Origin of the sequence: Pseudomonas sp. LAMO17WK12:I10 (assembly GCF_900215185.1) — a bacterium.
In the GTDB taxonomy this organism is placed as follows: domain Bacteria; phylum Pseudomonadota; class Gammaproteobacteria; order Pseudomonadales; family Pseudomonadaceae; genus Aquipseudomonas; species Aquipseudomonas chlororaphis.
Genome location: NZ_OBDX01000020.1, coordinates 41,758 through 59,043, shown reverse-complemented (window position 1 = coordinate 59,043; position 17,286 = coordinate 41,758). Strand labels below are relative to the sequence as shown.

The following is a 17,286-nucleotide window of genomic DNA, read 5'->3' as shown; positions in this document are numbered from 1 at the left end:
AGTCGCTCCCCTAATCCTGGGTCGGCAATGTCCCGAACCAGCCAGACGATTTCGAGAGAGGGAGCTGTCTTGTGAGGGAGCCAGGCATGGGTGCGAATCGCAACCCTCATTACTCACTGATCGGGCAGATGTTCAAGCGCGATTATCAGTGGCTGTGCGCCTCGGTGGGCCGCGTCCTGGGCTGCCATCACAGCGCCCAGGACATCGCCTCGGAAACCTTCGTGCGGGTGCTGGCCCTGCCGGACCCTACGGCCATCCGCGAGCCCCGGGCACTGCTGACCACCATCGCCCGGCGCCTGGTCTACGAAGGCTGGCGGCGCCAGGACCTGGAGCGCGCCTACCTGGAAAGCCTGGCCCTGGCGCCGACGCCGGTGCACCCGTCACCCGAGGAGCGGGCACTGGTGATCGAAGCGCTGCTGGCCGTGGACCGCTTGCTCAACGGTTTGTCCGCCAAGGCCAAGGCGGCCTTTCTCTACCATCAGCTCGACGGCCTGACCTATGCCGAAATCGGCCAGCAGTTGGGGGTGTCCACCAGTCGCGTGCAGCAGTACATGGCCGAGGCGTTCAAGCGCTGTTATCAGGCGATGGTCGACGCATGAGCCGTCCGCGCGCGAACGAGGCGCTGGTGGATGAAGCGGCGCAATGGATGGCGCTCCTGCAATCGGGGCAGATGAATGCCCAGGAACGCCAGGCATTCCACGACTGGCGCGCCGCCGACCCGCAGCACGAGCAGATCATCGCGTTGATGGGCGGCGGCCTGGGGGCGCTGCGCAGCCAGGCCTTGCGCAACCTGTCTCGCGACAGCCTGTTGCACAGCCTGAATGCGCCGTCGAGCCGCCGGCGTTTTATCGGCGGCAGCCTGAGTGTAATGGCCCTGGCCCTGGCCGCGACCTTGCTCGGCCGGCGTTACGGCCTGCTGCCCGAAGCGGGCGCCCTGTACACCGGCACCGGCGAGCGCCGCGACTTCACCCTGGCCGACGGCAGCGCCCTGACCCTCAATGCCCGCAGCCAGGTAGTGAGCTGTTTCGATGCCCGGCAGCGGCTGTTGCAGTTGCGCAACGGCCAGTTGCTGGTGGACGTGGCCAGGGACCCGCAGCGGCCCTTCGTGGTGGAAACCGAACACGGGCGCATGCGGGCTTTGGGCACGAAGTTCCTGGTGGAGCGCGGCGAGGACTGGACGCGCCTGGTGATGCTGCATTCTCAGGTCGAGGTGCTCACCGCCAGTGGCGCGCGGCAAGTGGTCGAGGCCGGCGAAAGCCTGCGTTTCGACGGTCGGCAACTGTTGCTGCTGGAGCGTGCCAAGGGCCATGAAAGCGCCTGGACCTCGGGCATATTCGAGGCCCGCGACCGCCCCCTGAGCGAGGTGATCGACAGCTTGCGCGGCTACCGGCGCGGCATCATCCGCCTCAGCCCCCAGGTGGCCGACCTGCGCCTGAGCGGCATCTATCCCCTGGACGACAGCGACCGCAGCCTGCAGTTGCTCGAGCGTTCGCTGCCGATCCGCGTCAGCTACCACAGCCCGTACTGGGTCAGCATCGAGCCGCGCTGAAGGGCGCGGTTATAACCCCATAACCCCTTGGCCTAACCGCCCCCTATAAAAAAACCTCAGTCGCTGCTCATTCCCTGCAACCGCATTCAACAGGGAATCGCCCCATGCACTCATCGATCCTTTTGTACCCGCCGCGCCTGTCACTGATGTTGACCCTAGCGTTCGGCGCTTATGGCAACGCCGCCTGGGCCCAGCAGGCAGAAGCCCGGCAGCTAGAGGCCAGGCAGATCACCTTCGACATTGCCGCCGGCCCGCTGGACGAGGTGCTGCTGGATATCTCGCGGCAGAGCGGGGTGCCGATTTCCTTCAGCCAGGACCTGGTGCAGGGCAAGCGCGGCCCGGCCATCCGTGGCGCCCTGGGCGGCCAGCAGGCGGTGGACAGGGCCCTGCAAGGCAGCGGGTTGGAGGCCCAGCACAGCGAGCAGGGGCTGACCATTCGCAATGCTCCGGCCAGTGCCAAGGCCAGGCCTAAAGTCAGCGCCGTGGCGCCGGTTCGCGCGGCGGACCCGCAGCTGGAAAAGGTCACGGTGACCGGCTCGCGCATCGCCCGCGCCCAGTCCGACGGCGCCACTCCGGTAAACGTGATTACCCATGAAGAGATGGAGGCCCGCGGTTACCGCAACGTCTACGACGCCCTGGCGACCCAGACGCAGAACACCGGCATGACCCAGGGCGAGGACTACGGCAACACCTTCCAGCCCGCCGCCAGCGCCCTCAACCTGCGGGGGCTGGGCCCCAACCACACGCTGGTGCTGATCAACGGCCGGCGGGTCGCGGACTATCCGACGGCCTATGGCGGCCAGGTCAACTTCACCAACCTGGCCAACATCCCTTCGGCGATCATCGACCGCATCGAGGTTCTCAGCAGCGGCGCCTCGGCGATCTACGGCTCCGATGCGATCGCCGGGGTGGTCAACATCATCCTCAAGGAGAAGGCCAGCGGCATCGACGTCAACCTGCGTGGCGGCATCACCGAGCGCGGCGGCGGCGACAACCAGCGCCTGCAGATCAGCGGCGGTGGCAGTTGGGGGGATTTCGATGGCCTGTTCGGCCTGGAGCTGACCCATCGCCAGCCGATCTGGGCCGACGATCGCGGTTTCATGGATCGCGGGCCGGCCCTGGACGTCGGTTACCGGCGCAACCTCGACAGCGGCAAGTACATCGGCCCCGGCTGTGGCGCCTACTCTGGGGTGTTTGCCAACCACCTCAGCGGCAGCGGCGGACGCTGCACCACCGACCAGGTCTACAACGATTACTGGACCTTGCAGACGCAGAAGGAAAACTACGACGGCTACACCCGCGGTACTTGGCATTTCAGCGACAGCGGCAAGGTCTTCGCCGACCTGATGTATGGCCTGGACCATATCCAGAACAACACCCGCGGGCCGAGCTTCACCTCGCCGGACTTCATCAACCGGAACACGGGCAACCTGGAGCGCTGGTTCCGGCGTTTCTCCGAGGAGGAAATCGGTGGCCGCACCAGCAACAACAGCAAGTGGCGCGACACCTCCTGGACCGGCACCCTGGGCCTGTCCGACCGGATCGCCGACACCGCCTGGAGCTACGAGCTGGCGGCCAACCGCTCGGAATACCGCAGCGTGCGCACCACGCGCTATACGCCGTCGGCCACTATTCGCGATTTCTACCTGGGGCCGCAGCTGGGCGAGCAGGGCGGGTATCCGCTGTTCGCCCCGGATGCTTCACGGCTTGACCGGCCGCTGACCGAAGAGGAGTGGCGACAGTTTCGGCGCAACCTGACCCAGACCAGCAAGTCGGTATCGCAGAGCTACAACGCCTCGCTCAATGGCGAGCTGTTCGACTTGCCGGCCGGGCCGGTGGGCTTCGCCGGCATCCTTGAGCTGGGCAAGCAGGAATACCGCATCGACCCGGACGACGGGCTCAACGACGGCAGCTTCTACGGCACCACGCCGGCGCAGAGTTCCGGTGGCTCGCGCAAGCGTTATGCCGCCGGCGGCGAGTTCAGCGTGCCGATCAGCGACAGCCTGCTGGTGTCGCTGGCGGGGCGCTGGGACCAGTACAAGTTCAGCGGTCGCACCGAGCAGCAGAAGACCTACAACCTCGGCCTGGAGTGGCGCCCGCTGAACAGCCTGCTGTTGCGCGGCAGCTACGGCACCAGCTTCCGCGCCCCGGACCTGAACTACATCTACCAGGCCGACACCAACGGCTATGTGCCGGACCAGATCGACTACTACGGGTGCAGCCAGGGCGTGGAGGGCGCCTGTGATCGCGGGCGGGTGGACTACACCCAGAGCGGCACCGCCGACCTCAAGTCCGAGCGGGGCAAGTCCTGGACCTACGGGTTCGTCTGGTCGCCGTCGCGCAACTTCGATGTGTCGGTGGATTACTGGCGCGTGCAGATCGAAGACCTGCTGACCACCGTCGACCAGAACCGCCTGTTGCAAGAGGAAAACGCCTGCCGCAGTGGCGCCATGGACATCAATTCGGCCAGCTGCCAGGCGACCCTGGCGCGCATCCAGCGCAACCCGGGCACTGCCGCGGTGGACCCGAACCGCTTGCAGCGGGTGCAGATCAACGCGATCAACGCCGCCAGCGAACGGGTCAGCGGGCTCGACCTGAAGAGCAATATCCGCTGGGGCGCCGGGGAGTACGGGGCCTTCAGTTCGACCCTGGGCTACACCCTGGTGCTCTCGCATTACTACAAGGAATCGGACGACGCACCGACCCAGGACTGGCGCGTGGACCGCAGCAATCACGACTGGCGCAGCAAGGTCAACGCCAGCCTGACCTGGGATTACCAGCACTACACCGCGACCCTGCTGGGCATCCGTTATGGCAGCGTGACCAACGGCAACTCGGACGGGCGCCTGTCGCCCTGGACCGTGTTCAACGCCAGCGCCCGCTACAAGGTCAACGACCGCGCCAGCGTCGGCCTGACCGTCAACAACCTGCTGAACCAGGTCAAGCGCGACGACTCCGGCGGCTGGCCGTATTACCCCACCGGCAACTACGACCCCTACGGCCGCCAGTGGTGGCTGGATGTGAGTTATCACTTTGGTGGCTGAACCCTCCCTAGGGCTCACGATGCTGTCTGGCCTGATGCGCCGCGGCGCCAGCATCGCGAGCAAGCTGCGCTCCTGCGAGGCTGACGAACAGGCATAAGCTCATTACCCAACGGTCTAGATCGGCCTCTATAAAAACCTCCGGGCCGTTGCACATCCCTGCATACACCTAATGCAGGGATGGTTGTCCATGAGTCTGTTCGTACCCCGTAGATCCCCTTTGAGCCTGGCCTTGCTGGCGGCGCTGAATGTATTGCCGGCCTGGGCCGCGACCACCCCGTTCAACCTGCCCGCGGGGCCGCTGGACCAGACCCTGCTGCAGATTTCCCGGCAGACCGGCCTGCCGATTTCCTTCGAGCAGAAGCTGGTGAGCGGCCGTTATGCGCCGGCGATCCAGGGCCAGCTCGACCAGCACCAGGCGCTGACCCTGGCCTTGCAGGACAGCGGCCTGAAGGAGCAGCAGGACACCCAGGGCGTGACCCTCGTGGCGGACACCAGCACTGCTAGCAGCACCCCGGCATTTGCTGAACCCACCACCCAGTTGCAGCGGGTGGAGGTGACCGGCACCGCGATCCGCCGGGTCGATGCCGAGACCGCGGTGCCGGTCACCGTGCTGCGGGTCGAGAAGCTGCGCGAGCAGGGCGTGACCACCACCGAAGAGCTGATCAACCGGATTTCCGCCAACCAGTCCTCAGTCGGCTCCGGGCGCTCAGTGGGCTCCAACAGCGGCGGCGCGGCCTATGCCGACCTGCGCGGCATAGGCCCGAACAAGACCCTGGTGCTGCTCAACGGCCGGCGCCTGAGCAACAACGCGACCAATGCCATCAACGGCTCCGGGGTCGACCTCAACACCATTCCGTTTGCCGCCATCGATCGAGTCGAAGTGCTGCGCGACGGCGCGTCCGCGCTGTACGGCACCGACGCCATCGGTGGGGTGATCAACTTCATCACCAAGAAGAGCCTGACCCGTGGCCAGGTCAGTACTGGCTACGACACCCCGAGCCATTCCGGCGGTGGCCAGAGCAGGAACTTCAGCGGCAGCTGGGGCATCGGCGATCTGGAGGAGGACCGCTTCAACGTGTTTGGCGTGGTCAGCTACGACAAACAAGAACGCCTGGCCGCCAAGGATCGCGGCTACACCTACAACTACCAGCCGGGCCGGGGCCTGGACTACACCTCCGGCACCGCCTCGCCGGCCAACTGGAGCCAGGGCGCCAATGCCACCAACCCGCTGGCCGGCTCCGGCTGCAACGCGCCGGGCTTGCTGTCGCGCAACGGCATTTGCCGCCAGAGCCTGTGGAGTTACCTGGACCTGGTGCCGGAAACCGAAAAGACCTCGGCCTTCGCCAAGGCCACCGGCAAGCTCAGCGACGATCACAACGTCAGCCTCGAATACTTCTGGGCGCGCAACGAGAACCGCACCCAGATCGGCCCCGGCACCTTGATGGGCAACCAGGTCAACCCGGGCACGGCCTTTTATCCGGGCAATGGCATCACCCCGGGGCCGAGCGGCTTTGCCCTCGACCCGACGCAACCGGTGGCGGCCAACTGGCGGGAAACCGATGTCGGCGCCCGCCGCCATGAAGACGACAACACCGGCCAGCGCCTGCTACTGAGTTTCGATGGCAGCGCGGCGGGCTGGGACTACAACATCGGCGCCTCGTACAACCAGAACAAGGTGGTCAGCACCATCCGCAGCGGCTACGTGAACGATGTGGCGGTGTCCGAGGGCATCGCCAATGGCGTGATCAATCCTTTCGGCCCGCAGACGGCGGCGGGCAGCGCGCTGTTGGCGGCCAATACGGTGGACGGCGATTACGCCACGGCGGTCGGGCGGGTCAAGGCCATCGACGGGCGGGTCAGCCGCGAGATCGGCGACTGGTTCGGCTCCGGCCCCGCGGCCCTGGCCCTGGGCGGCGAGTACCGCAAGGAAGACTTCCACCAGGATTTTGCCCAGTTCGCCGGCAATGTGCAGAGCCTGGGCATCGACCCCAACGGCGCCGTTTCGGGCGACCGCAGCGTGCAGGCGCAGTACGCCGAACTCAACGTGCCGGTGCTCGACAGCCTGGAGCTGACGGCGGCGATCCGGCATGACAAATACAGCGACTTCGGCAGTACCACCAACCCCAAGTATTCGTTCCGCTTCCAGCCCTTCAAGGAGCTGGTGCTGCGCGGCGCCTACAGCGAAGGCTTCCGCGCGCCGTCGCTGTACGAGCTGTACAACCCGACCTTTACCACCTTCACCAACGCCAACTACAACGACCCGCGACTATGCCCCGGCGGCACCCCGGCCAATGGCGGGATCGGCAACCGCGACTGCGCCCAGCAGTTCAACCGCAGCACCGGCGGCAACACCGAGCTGAAGCCGGAAACCGCGCGCAACGTGACATTCGGCTTCGTCTACCAGCCGTTCGAGCGGCTCAACGCCGGGCTGGATTTCTGGTGGATCAAGGTCGCCAACCAGATCGCCGAGTTTCCCGAGTCGGCGCCGTTCGACAATCCCGACCTGTACGCCGACCGGCTGGTGCGCAAGGCCGACGGCTCCATCGATCATGTGGTCACGGGCATGGCCAACCTGGGCAAGCTCAAGACCAGCGGGGTCGATGTCAGCCTCGACTATCGCCTGCCGGTCACTGCCTGGGGCGAGTTCGGCCTGGGGCTGCAAGGCACCTACGTCACCCGCTACGACTACCAGCAACAGCTCAAGGGCGAGTACATCGACAAGCTCGGGGACTTTCGCGGCGGCGACTTCGCCTCGGCCGGCGCGGTGGCGCGCTGGCGCCACAGCCTGACCGCGACCTGGAACCAGGGGCCGCTGGGCGCGACCCTGACCAACCGCTACACCAGCGGTTACCACGACTCCGACCGCGACAGCCATAACCGCGTCGGCTCCTACAACGTCTGGGACCTGGCCGGCACCTACACCTGGCGCCAGGCCCTGGGCGTGACCCTCGGGGTGAAGAACCTGTTCGACCGCGAGCCGCCGTTCAGCAACCAGACCTACACCTTCCAGAGCGGCTACGACCCACGCTACTCGGACCCGTTCGGACGGACCTTGTACACGCGGCTCAGTTACAACTTCTGAGCCGACCGGCAATAAAAGGTCCGGACGCTTTTTAGTAACCAATGGTTCTAAAACCCGCTCTATAAAAATGCCCGGTCAGTTGCACATGACAGGCAGGAGCGGGGTGTTCCGGGAGGAGGGATAAGGCTGGGAGTCGAGTGGCGGCTGGACGATCTTTCGCCGGTACGAACGCCGTCATCCTGGCCCCTGTTCAAAGAGGCATCATTCCATGTTGTTGCAACGCGCTGTGCTGTTCTGGCTCTGCCTGCTGCCGAGCCCCGTGCTGCTGGCCGCCGTGCAACCGTCGCTGACGGTCTACGGCGAAGCCCCGAAATACCCCGCCGGCTTCCAGCACTTCGACTACGTCAACCCGGACGCGCCCAAGGGCGGCAGCCTGCGCCGTTCCTCCCTGGAAAGCGGGCCCTTCGACCATCTGCTTCCGTACATCGATAAAGGCACCGGCGTGGCCGATATCGACGGCTGGCTGTACGCGCCGCTGGCCTATCGCTCCAAGGATGAGCCCTACACTGTGTACGGCCTGGTGGCCGAGGGCCTGGAGCTGGCCGCGGACCGTTCCTGGCTGCGCTTCTACCTCAACCCGCGGGCGCGCTTCGACGATGGCAGCCCGATCACCGCTGAGGACGTGCGCTACACCTTCGAGCTGTTGATGACCCAGGGCAGCTTCGTCTACCGCCAGCAGTTCGCCGATGTCGCCGAGGTGCAGGTGGAATCGCCGACCCGGGTGCGTTTCGTGTTCAAGAACACTGAGAGCCGGACCTTGCCCCTGGACCTGGCGTCGCTGCCGGTGTTGCCCGAGCACTGGTGGCGTGGCCGCAATTTCGCCGACGGTGGCGGCTTCGAAGCGCCGCTGGGCAGCGGGCCATACCGGGTGAGCGCGGTGGACGCCGGGCGCAGCGTCGACTTCGAGCGGGTCAAGGACTGGTGGGGGCAGGACCTGCCGGTGGCCCGCGGACGCTACAACTTCGACCGGCTGCGGGTGGAGTTCTTCGCCGACACCGATGTGTCGCGGCAGATCCTCAAGGCCGGCGGCTACGACTACAACCGCGAGTTCTCCGCCACCGGCTACACCATCGGTTATGCCGGCGCCGCGCTGGAGCAGGGGCGGCTGGTGCGCGAACACCTGGCGCCGGGTTCGGCCCTGGGCGCCCAGGGTTTTATTTTCAACCTGCAGAAACCGCAGTTCCGGGACCGCCGGGTACGCCAGGCGATCGCCATGCTCTGGGACTTCGAGTGGAGCAACCGGCAGATGATGCGCAGCCTGTATCTGCGCCAGCAGAGCTTCTTTTCCCACAGCGAACTGGCGGCAGCGGCGCTGCCGGACGCGCAAGAGTTGAAGATCCTCGAACCCTGGCGCGGGCAGGTCCCGGACGAGGTCTTTACCCAGGTGTTCCAGGCGCCGCGCACCGACGGCAGCGGGATCATCCGCCCGCAGCAGTTGCAGGCGCTGAAGCTGCTGGAGCAGGCGGGCTGGAACCCCCAGGGCGATCAGTTGCGCAACGCCGCCGGCGAGCCCCTGCATTTCACCTTTCTCAACGGCCAGAAAGGCCTGGAGCGTTTGCTGCTGCCGTTCAAGCGCAACCTGGCGCAGATCGGCATCGGTTTCGATATCCGCCAGGTCGACACCGCGCAATACACCAACCGCGTGCGCAGCCGCGACTACGACATGATCATCGCCGCCTACCCGGTGTCCCAGGCGCCGGGGCGCGAGCTGTTCAACTACTTCGGTTCGATGAGCGCCGACGACCCGGGCTCGAACAACTACATGGCGCTGCGCGACCCGGCGGTGGACGGGCTGATCAGCGCCCTGGTGCAGGCCGACAGCCGCGCCAGCATGCTGGCCCACGCCCGGGCGCTGGACCGGGTGTTGCAGTGGGGCTACTACTGGATTCCCAACTACTACCCGCCGGGCATTTCCTCGGTGTGGTGGAACCGCTTTGGCCGGCCGGCCATCGCCCCCCTGTACGACGCCGGGCTCGACACCTGGTGGGAGGTCAGCGCCGAGGCACTGACCCTGAGCCAGATGCGCCAACGTAGCGGGGAGGCGGTCCATGCTGGCTTATAGCGCGCGGCGCCTGCTGCTGATCGTGCCCACCTTGCTGTGCATCCTGCTGGTGAACTTCGTCATCGTCCAGGCGGCGCCCGGCGGCCCGGTGGAGCAGGCCATCGCCCGCCTGCAAGGCATTGGCGGCGCCGCGGCGGTGGGCGGCGGGCATGTCGAGACGGTGGGCGGCGAGTCCCGCGCCACCCGTGGCCTGGACCCCAAGCTGCTGGCCGATATCGAGCGCCAGTATGGCTTCGACAAACCCGCCGGCGAGCGTTTGTGGCTGATGCTCAAGCACTATGCGCGGCTGGATTTCGGCGACAGTTTCTTTCGTGGCGCCAAGGTCACCGAGCTGATCGCGCAGAAGCTGCCGGTGACCCTGTCGCTGGGCCTGTGGGCGACGCTGATCACCTACCTGGTGTCGATCCCGCTGGGGATTCGCAAGGCCATTCATGATGGCTCGGCCTTCGATGTCTGGAGCAGCGCGGCGATCGTCATCGGTTATGCGATGCCGGGGTTCCTGTTCGCCCTGCTGCTGATCGTGGTGTTTGGCGGCGGCACCTTGCTCGACTGGTTCCCGGTGCGCGGGCTGGTCTCGGAGAACTTCGCCCGGCTCTCGGCCTGGGGCAAGGTCGCCGACTACTTCTGGCACCTGGTGCTGCCGGTCAGCGCCCTGGTGATCGGCGGCTTCGCCACCTTGACCCTGCTGACCAAGAACAGCTTTCTCAACGAGATTTCCCGCCTGTATGTGGTCACCGCCCGGGCCAAGGGCCTGAGCGAGCGGCAGGTGTTGTACGGCCATGTGTTTCGCAACGCCATGCTGCTGGTGGTCGCCGGCTTGCCCCAGGCCCTGGTCAATGTGTTCTTCGGCGGCTCGCTGCTGATCGAGGTGATCTTCTCCCTCGACGGCCTCGGGCGCCTGAGCTACGACGCCGCGGTGTCGCGGGATTACCCGGTGGTGTTCGGCTCGCTGTTCATCTTTACCCTGTTCGGTCTGCTGATAAAACTGCTCGGCGACCTGTGCTACACCCTGGTCGATCCGCGCATCGACTTCAGTGCAAGGAGTGCCTGATGTTGACCTTGTCTCCCATCGGTTTGCGGCGCTGGCAGCGCTTCAAGTCCCACCGGCGCGGCTGGTGGTCGTTGTGGCTGTTCGTCGCGCTGTTCGCCTTGACCCTAGGCGGCGAGCTGATCGCTAACGACAAGCCTTTGCTGGTGGCTTACCAGGGCCAGTGGTATTTCCCGGCGTTCAAGCGTTACACCGAACAGCAGTTTGGCGGCGAGCTGCCGTTCCAGCCGGATTACCGCAGCGCCTCGGTGCGCCAGTTGATCGAAGGGCAGGGCGGCTGGTTGCTGTTCGCGCCGATTCCTTTCGCTTTCGACACGGTCAACTACGACCTGACGCAACCGGCGCCCAGCCCGCCCTCGGCGCAGAACTGGCTGGGCACCGACGACCAGGCCCGGGACGTGCTGGCGCGGGTGATCTTCGGCACCCGGGTGTCGCTGCTGTTCGCCCTGGCGCTGACCGCCGCCAGCGCGCTGATCGGCATCGCCGCCGGCGCCCTGCAGGGCTATTACGGCGGCTGGATCGACCTGTTGGGGCAGCGCTTGCAGGAGGTCTGGTCGGGGCTGCCGGTGCTGTATCTGCTGATCATCCTTTCCGGTTTCGTCGAGCCGAACTTTTGGTGGCTGCTGGGGATCATGGCGCTGTTCTCCTGGCTGGCCCTGGTGGATGTGGTGCGCGCCGAGTTCCTGCGCAGCCGCGGCCTGGAGTACGTCAAGGCGGCGCGGGCTCTGGGTGTCGGCGATGCCCAGGTGATGCTGCGGCACATCCTGCCCAACGCCATGAGCGCCACGCTGACGTACCTGCCGTTCATCCTCACCGGGGCCATCGCCACCCTGTCGGCCCTGGATTTCCTGGGTTTCGGCATGCCGGCCGGCAGTGCGTCCCTGGGCGAGTTGATCGGCCAGGGCAAAAGCAATCTGCAGGCGCCCTGGCTGGGGCTGACGGCGTTTTTCGCCCTGGCGCTGATTCTGTCGTTGTTGGTGTTTATCGGCGAAGCCTGCCGCGACGCCTTCGATCCGAGGCATTGAGATGAGTGAACGACTGATTGAACTGCGCGGCCTGCGGGTGGCGTTCAAGGCCACTGAGGTGGTGCATGGCATCGACCTGGAGATCCGTCCCGGCGAATGCCTGGCGCTGGTGGGCGAATCCGGCTCGGGCAAGTCGGTGACGGCCCACAGCCTCCTGCAATTGCTCGACCCGGGCAGCACGCGCATCGCGGGCAGCATCCGTTATCGCGGCGAAGAGCTGCTGGGCGCCAGCCCGGCGCGTTTGCGCCAGCTGCGCGGCAACCGCATCGCGATGATCTTCCAGGAGCCCATGAGCTCGCTGAACCCCCTGCATAGCCTGGAGCGACAGCTGGGGGAAACCCTGCGCCTGCACAAAGGCATGGCCGGCAGCCAGGCCCGCGAACGGATACTGGAACTGCTGCACCTGGTGGGCATCCAGCAGCCGGAGCAGCGCTTGCAGGCCTATCCCCATCAGCTCTCCGGCGGGCAACGCCAGCGGGTGATGATCGCCATGGCCCTGGCCTGCGAACCGGAGCTGCTGATCGCCGACGAGCCGACCACCGCCCTCGACGTGACGGTGCAACGCAAGATCCTGCTACTGCTCAAGGACCTGCAGCAGCGCCTGGGCATGGCCTTGCTGCTGATCAGCCACGACCTCAACCTGGTGCGCAGCATCGCCCAGCGGGTGGCGGTGATGCGCGCGGGGGAGATAGTCGAAACGGCGGGCTGCGCGCAGCTGTTTGCCGATCCCCGGCATCCCTACAGCGTCCAGCTGCTGAATGCCGAGCCTGGCGGCCAGGCGCTGCGCCGCGGGCCCGGCGCGACCCTGCTGGCGGTGGACGGGCTGAAGGTCTGGTTCCGCCAGGGCGGTGGCTGGCTGCGGCCCAGGCGTTACCTGAAGGCGGTGAACGGCATCGACCTGCAACTGCAACGGGGCAAGACCCTGGGCATTGTCGGTGAATCCGGCTCGGGTAAGTCGACCCTGGGCCAGGCGATCCTGCGGCTGATCGAGTCCGAAGGCCGCATCCGCTTCAAGGGGCAGGACCTGCACAGCCTCGACGGCAAGCAACTGCGACCATTGCGTCGGCAGCTGCAAGTGGTGTTCCAGGACCCCTTCGGCAGCCTCAGCCCGCGCCTCAGCGTGCAGCAGATCATTGCCGAAGGCTTGCTGGTGCACAGCGAGCTGAATGCGCGGCAACGCGAGCAGGCGGTGATCGAAGCCTTGCAGGAGGTCGGCCTCGACCCGGCCAGCCGCCATCGCTATCCCCATGAGTTCTCCGGCGGCCAGCGCCAGCGCATCGCCATTGCCCGCGCCCTGGTGCTCAAGCCGGAACTGATCCTGCTCGACGAACCGACTTCGGCCCTCGACCGCACGGTGCAGAAACAGGTGGTGGCGCTGCTACGCCGCCTGCAGCAGGAGCACGGCCTGACCTATCTGTTCATCAGCCACGACCTGGCGGTAGTGCGGGCGCTGGCCCATGACCTGATCGTGATGAAGGATGGCGAAGTGGTGGAGCGCGGCGAGACCGAGCACCTGTTCGGCACGGCGCGCCATCCTTATACCCGGGAGCTGCTGGCAGCGTCCTCGGTGATGGCGGCTCCCGTCACCGGTTTGCCGCTGGCCGAACCGCTTGGCGCCGACTGAAAGCGCGGGCCTGAAACGACGAATCCCGCCGGAAGGCGGGATTCGTGGGCAAGACAAGGGCGTCCCTGGGGAAGCGCTTACTCAGGCCGGGAACAGTTCGCTCAGCTTCATCGCCAGCATCATGTCGCCTTCGGCGCGCAGCTTGCCGCCCATGAAGGCCTGCATGCCGTCGGTTTCGCCGCTAACGATGCCTTGCAGGGTTTCGCCGTCCATTACCAGCGTGACCTGGGCGTCCGGGTTCTCGCCTTCCTTGAGCTCGCAGGTGCTGTCTTTGACGATCAGCGAGAAGTTCTTGGTGTCATCGATACGGAAACCGAAAACCAGGTCCAGGCCGGCAGCGGCAGCTGGGTTGAACTTGGCTTTCATGGCTTGTACGGCGTCGGCTACGGAGGTCATGATTCGATCCTTTTATGGGTTGTTACAGCAAGGGTCACAGTGATCCGGACTCAGCGGAAAGTGATGAGTTCCGGGGCCTTCAACAGTTGCAGGTGGGCATGGCTGTTGAAGGAAGCCAGGGCAACCTCGCGACCGCGAAACTTCAGCTGGTTGAGCGAGGTATTGACGATTTGCCAATTCAGTTCGAAGGCCTGGGCGGCAGGCATCCGGGTAATCAGGTGGAGCAGGGCGGTGATGGTGCCGCCGGAGGTGAACACGGCGATTTTCTGGGTGTTGTCGGCTTGTTCCAGGATGCGCTGCAGGCCGGCTTGCACCCGCTCGACGAACCCCAGCCAGCTTTCCAGGCCCGGTGGATCGTAGGTGCCGGCCAGCCAGCGGTCGATGATCAGGGCGAAGATGCGCTGGAATTCGGCGCGGTTCTGCGCGGCGTTGCGCAGGATGTCCAGGGCGTCGGGCTCCTCGGACAACATGCCGGGCAGCAGGGCGCGGATTACCGCGTCGGCATCGAATTCGTTGAACGCCGAATCGGTTTCCAGGATCGGCGTGGGCAGGCCCGCGGCGCTGAACTGCTGCAGGGTGGAATTGGCAGTGTGTTGCTGGCGACGCAGGTCGCCCGCCAGGCAGCGATCGAAGTTCACGCCCAGTTCGACCAGGTGTTGACCGAGCACTTCGGCCTGGCGAATACCCGTGGTCGAGAGGACGTCGTAGTCGTCCGCACCGAAGGAGGCCTGGCCATGTCGAATCAGATAGATGCTGCCCACGTCCGCGTCATCCCGGTACGTTGAAAGTTTTGCGAGGTTATGAGGATGCCGGTGAGCTGTCAATGAAAAAACATACGCTTGTTTGAAATGCCCGTTAGAGCACGGTAACAGGAGGTTTCGCGACTGGCCGACGCCTGCCTGCGCCGGTATCGGTAGGCGCTTCAAGGTCAACTAGGTAATCATCGAAGGTAACTTTGGTGACGACATGTATCTCAAGCTATTCAGCCCTGTGATGACCCGTACGCACCGTTGTGCTGTCACAGAAGTGGAAGTCCAAGGGGCAGAAGGAGCTCCGTATCTGCGACGTTCTGGAGCCTGTACTGGGCAGCCATAAGCTCGTGGTCATGGAGGGCGTAATCGAGCGGGACTATGAGACTACCCTGAGCATCGACGCAACGACTGACGTTAAGTACAGCAGCTTCTACCAGCTCACACGCATTACGAAGGAGCGGGGTTCTCTGGCCCACGATGACCGTCTTGATGCCTTGGCAATCGGTGTGCAGTTCTTCACGAATGCCTTGGAAAAGGATTCAGAGGTCGGCGCTTCGGAGATGCTGGAAGAGTTCTTGATGGCTCACGTGGAGAACCCATTGATGAGGTTCGAGGATCATCGTCAGATGCTTATGGGCGAGGTCACGTTGCAGTATGAAGCAGATGGCACTACCACCAACTATATGGGTTGGTAACTCAAAGGGGACCTTAACGGGTTCCCTATTTTTTCAAAATGGCCACCTCTCGGAGAGGCCCGGCCCGTAAGGCCTCTAAAACCCCCTCACTATAAGGGGAGGGGACTTAAGGTTACTTGAAGAGTATCCCCCCTATGACCTACAGGGCCCTATTCGATGGTGGTTATTACCTACCACCTAAACCCTACAGCTCAAGGAGGGTTATGCGATGACTACACGGTGGAAAACCTGTGTTGCTGTAATCCGCACTCTGGCTACCCACTGTGTCACCTATCGATTTCTTGGTCTATTCCTTGTCTCTCTGGGAGTTGCTCAAGGTGGTCCTTTGGTCGAAGTCTTTGGGAATGTCGTCTGCGTTCTACTTGGTGGCTGTGCTGGGTGATCTCATAGTGACACTGGTAGAGAACTTTAAGGGCGGAAAGGGTCGGGTTGACCGGGACACTGTTTCAGGTGGGCAATAACATCAGGGTCTGTTTTAGTGATGTCGATCTTACCGCTCCCATCAAGGTAAATGTCCATTGTTCTCCACCGTCTTGGTGTGATGTAGATGCACCGTGCCGGGGTCGTATCGGCCCACCAATCGAACATCATGAAAAAATCCTTATCGGGGAAAATATGCCCTGCATCGCCGGTTGTTTCACCCGGCATCAAGTCCCGTCGAAATATTGAATGCTGCGTATTGAAGACGTATTTGAACTCTTTTGAGCCATCATCCGAGTAGTAAATGACGACCCTTGGCAAAGCCAAATACCAGCATGCAATAAGGAGGCAAGCGAGTCCCGTAAGCCACCGCCCTAAGTAGAGTTTTTTCTCACTTGCAGACATGTGGTTGAACCCCTTTCGCCCAGTCGCTTATGGGTACTGCCAACACTTTGTCCATAATGATCTTCCCTGTGAGGCCGCCATTTGGATATTCCTTGTATAGGTTCATCCCGATAATGATCGAGACCCTATCGGGTACATCATCCCATGCGCGCATACCTTCAACACCCTCAGTCCTTTGCGGTCCATCAAATCTCTTAGGGTTTTTGATGAAGCGCCAAGTGTCTGATCCGATTTGCTCTACACCGGCACCGTCCAATAAGACACTCTCAGAAAGCCCACCTGCGACACCCACATATCCGTAGTGGATGTTCGACCAGATATCGTAGAAATATTCATAGGCACCTTGCTTGTGCCAAGGGTATTCACCAAAGAGTTTTTGCAGTATTGGCTTGTGGTCCCAGGGCCGATTTTGACCTACTCGCTCGGTCCAGATGGCGAAAGCCTTCGCTCTCTTTCCGAGCGCCAAACTGTAGAAGTCTGGGGCAGGACCGAGTCGCATGTAGAACGAAAGCTCAGCGTATTTTCGCATTTCCGCAGAAGGACTAAAGCTATTCAAATCCTTCATCTGTCGCACAGACGGGCTGTTGATATTGGTGTTCATCTCGCCCGCAATATAAGCAGCCAGCTCTTCCATCTGGTCAGGGTCATTACAGACCTTTTCTTCAGGCTTCTCTTCAGGGGTCTCAGAGGCCGCATTGGGATCAACCAAGGCATTTGCGGCGGTGGCCTTCTCCATCAGCCTCGGGTCGGCCAACAAGGTCGCCATCTTTTCATCGTCCACCGAGCCATCCGGGCGAAACACGCTGAGTGCTGCGAAGTTGATGATGGCAGCCCCAGGAGCAGGCCCCATGACAAAACCACCGAAAGTATCACCCGACCCCGTGATGATTGTCCCACCGTGGCTGGTGGGGCTCCCCAAGTGGGTCATAGGGCGACCATTCAGGATGACCGATGGAAACCCCGTGGTAATGACTGCACCACAGCCACAAGTGTCACCGACTCGGGCCGCGCCCATGAAGTTGATATTTATGTCGCCAGAAGCGGAAGCGATAGAGGTCGTGCCATGGCCGGGAAGAGGGCAGACGTGTTTGTCGCCCAGTCGAGCAGAGGAAAGCATGAGCATCATCCTTGCGTGTAAAGGTCCTTTTAGAGCCTCGCGAAGCTACCAAGTATCGAAGGGGAGG

General features: G+C 63.8%; 13 protein-coding genes. 9 read left to right on the top strand and 4 right to left on the bottom strand.

Features of this window, described 5'->3' with window-relative positions; genetic code table 11:
• The first annotated feature begins 86 nt into the window (after window positions 1–86).
• The 8 genes from CRO75_RS20930 (at window position 87) to CRO75_RS20895 (ending at window position 13,434) form a co-directional block, all read left to right on the top strand.
• Complete coding sequence (locus tag CRO75_RS20930) at window positions 87–599, top strand: sigma-70 family RNA polymerase sigma factor (protein WP_009049681.1); 513 nt, start codon at window positions 87–89, stop codon at window positions 597–599.
• Complete coding sequence (locus CRO75_RS20925; RefSeq protein ID WP_097137847.1) at window positions 596–1,549, top strand: FecR family protein; 954 nt, start codon at window positions 596–598, stop codon at window positions 1,547–1,549. Before CRO75_RS20930 ends, CRO75_RS20925 begins: the two co-directional genes overlap by 4 nt.
• 104 nt (window positions 1,550–1,653) lie before the next feature.
• A complete protein-coding gene (locus CRO75_RS20920; RefSeq protein ID WP_097137845.1) occupies window positions 1,654–4,593 on the top strand; it encodes a TonB-dependent receptor in 2,940 nt (979 codons plus the stop codon).
• 187 nt (window positions 4,594–4,780) lie between these two features.
• Window positions 4,781–7,675 (top strand): TonB-dependent receptor, encoded by a 2,895-nt coding sequence (locus CRO75_RS20915; RefSeq protein WP_097137843.1) that lies wholly within the window; start codon window positions 4,781–4,783, stop codon window positions 7,673–7,675.
• Between the two features lie 208 nt (window positions 7,676–7,883).
• Complete coding sequence (locus tag CRO75_RS20910; protein WP_097137841.1) at window positions 7,884–9,737, top strand: extracellular solute-binding protein; 1,854 nt, start codon at window positions 7,884–7,886, stop codon at window positions 9,735–9,737.
• The gene (gene yejB / locus CRO75_RS20905; RefSeq protein WP_097137839.1) at window positions 9,724–10,788 is read left to right on the top strand and encodes a microcin C ABC transporter permease YejB; all 1,065 of its coding nucleotides are present in this window, start codon (window positions 9,724–9,726) and stop codon (window positions 10,786–10,788) included. Before CRO75_RS20910 ends, yejB begins: the two co-directional genes overlap by 14 nt.
• The gene (locus tag CRO75_RS20900) at window positions 10,788–11,810 is read left to right on the top strand and encodes an ABC transporter permease (RefSeq protein ID WP_097137837.1); all 1,023 of its coding nucleotides are present in this window, start codon (window positions 10,788–10,790) and stop codon (window positions 11,808–11,810) included. The genes yejB and CRO75_RS20900 overlap by 1 nt, the downstream gene beginning before the upstream one ends.
• A 1-nt stretch (window position 11,811) precedes the next feature.
• Window positions 11,812–13,434 carry an ABC transporter ATP-binding protein gene (locus CRO75_RS20895; RefSeq protein WP_097137835.1) on the top strand — a complete coding sequence of 541 codons (1,623 nt, stop codon included), beginning with the start codon at window positions 11,812–11,814 and terminating at the stop codon, window positions 13,432–13,434.
• Between the two features lie 81 nt (window positions 13,435–13,515).
• On the opposite strand, the gene CRO75_RS20890 is transcribed toward CRO75_RS20895, so the two are convergent.
• Window positions 13,516–13,830 carry an SCP2 sterol-binding domain-containing protein gene (locus CRO75_RS20890; RefSeq protein WP_007921837.1) on the bottom strand — a complete coding sequence of 105 codons (315 nt, stop codon included), beginning with the start codon at window positions 13,828–13,830 and terminating at the stop codon, window positions 13,516–13,518.
• Window positions 13,831–13,880: 50 nt separating this feature from the next.
• Window positions 13,881–14,591 (bottom strand): histidine phosphatase family protein, encoded by a 711-nt coding sequence (locus tag CRO75_RS20885; protein ID WP_097137833.1) that lies wholly within the window; start codon window positions 14,589–14,591, stop codon window positions 13,881–13,883.
• A 344-nt stretch (window positions 14,592–14,935) separates the two neighbouring features.
• On the opposite strand from CRO75_RS20885, the gene CRO75_RS20880 reads away from it, so the two are divergent.
• Window positions 14,936–15,277: a hypothetical protein gene (locus CRO75_RS20880; protein ID WP_143503988.1), complete on the top strand. Its 342-nt coding sequence runs from the start codon at window positions 14,936–14,938 to the stop codon at window positions 15,275–15,277.
• Between the two features lie 408 nt (window positions 15,278–15,685).
• Here CRO75_RS20880 and CRO75_RS20875 read toward each other — a convergent pair whose 3' ends face one another.
• Entirely contained in the window at window positions 15,686–16,102 is a 417-nt protein-coding gene (locus tag CRO75_RS20875; RefSeq protein ID WP_097137829.1) for a hypothetical protein, read from the bottom strand.
• On the bottom strand, window positions 16,089–17,219 hold the full coding sequence (locus tag CRO75_RS20870) for a polymorphic toxin type 44 domain-containing protein (protein ID WP_097137827.1): 1,131 nt from the start codon (window positions 17,217–17,219) through the stop codon (window positions 16,089–16,091). Before CRO75_RS20870 ends, CRO75_RS20875 begins: the two co-directional genes overlap by 14 nt.
• Window positions 17,220–17,286: the final 67 nt, after the last annotated feature.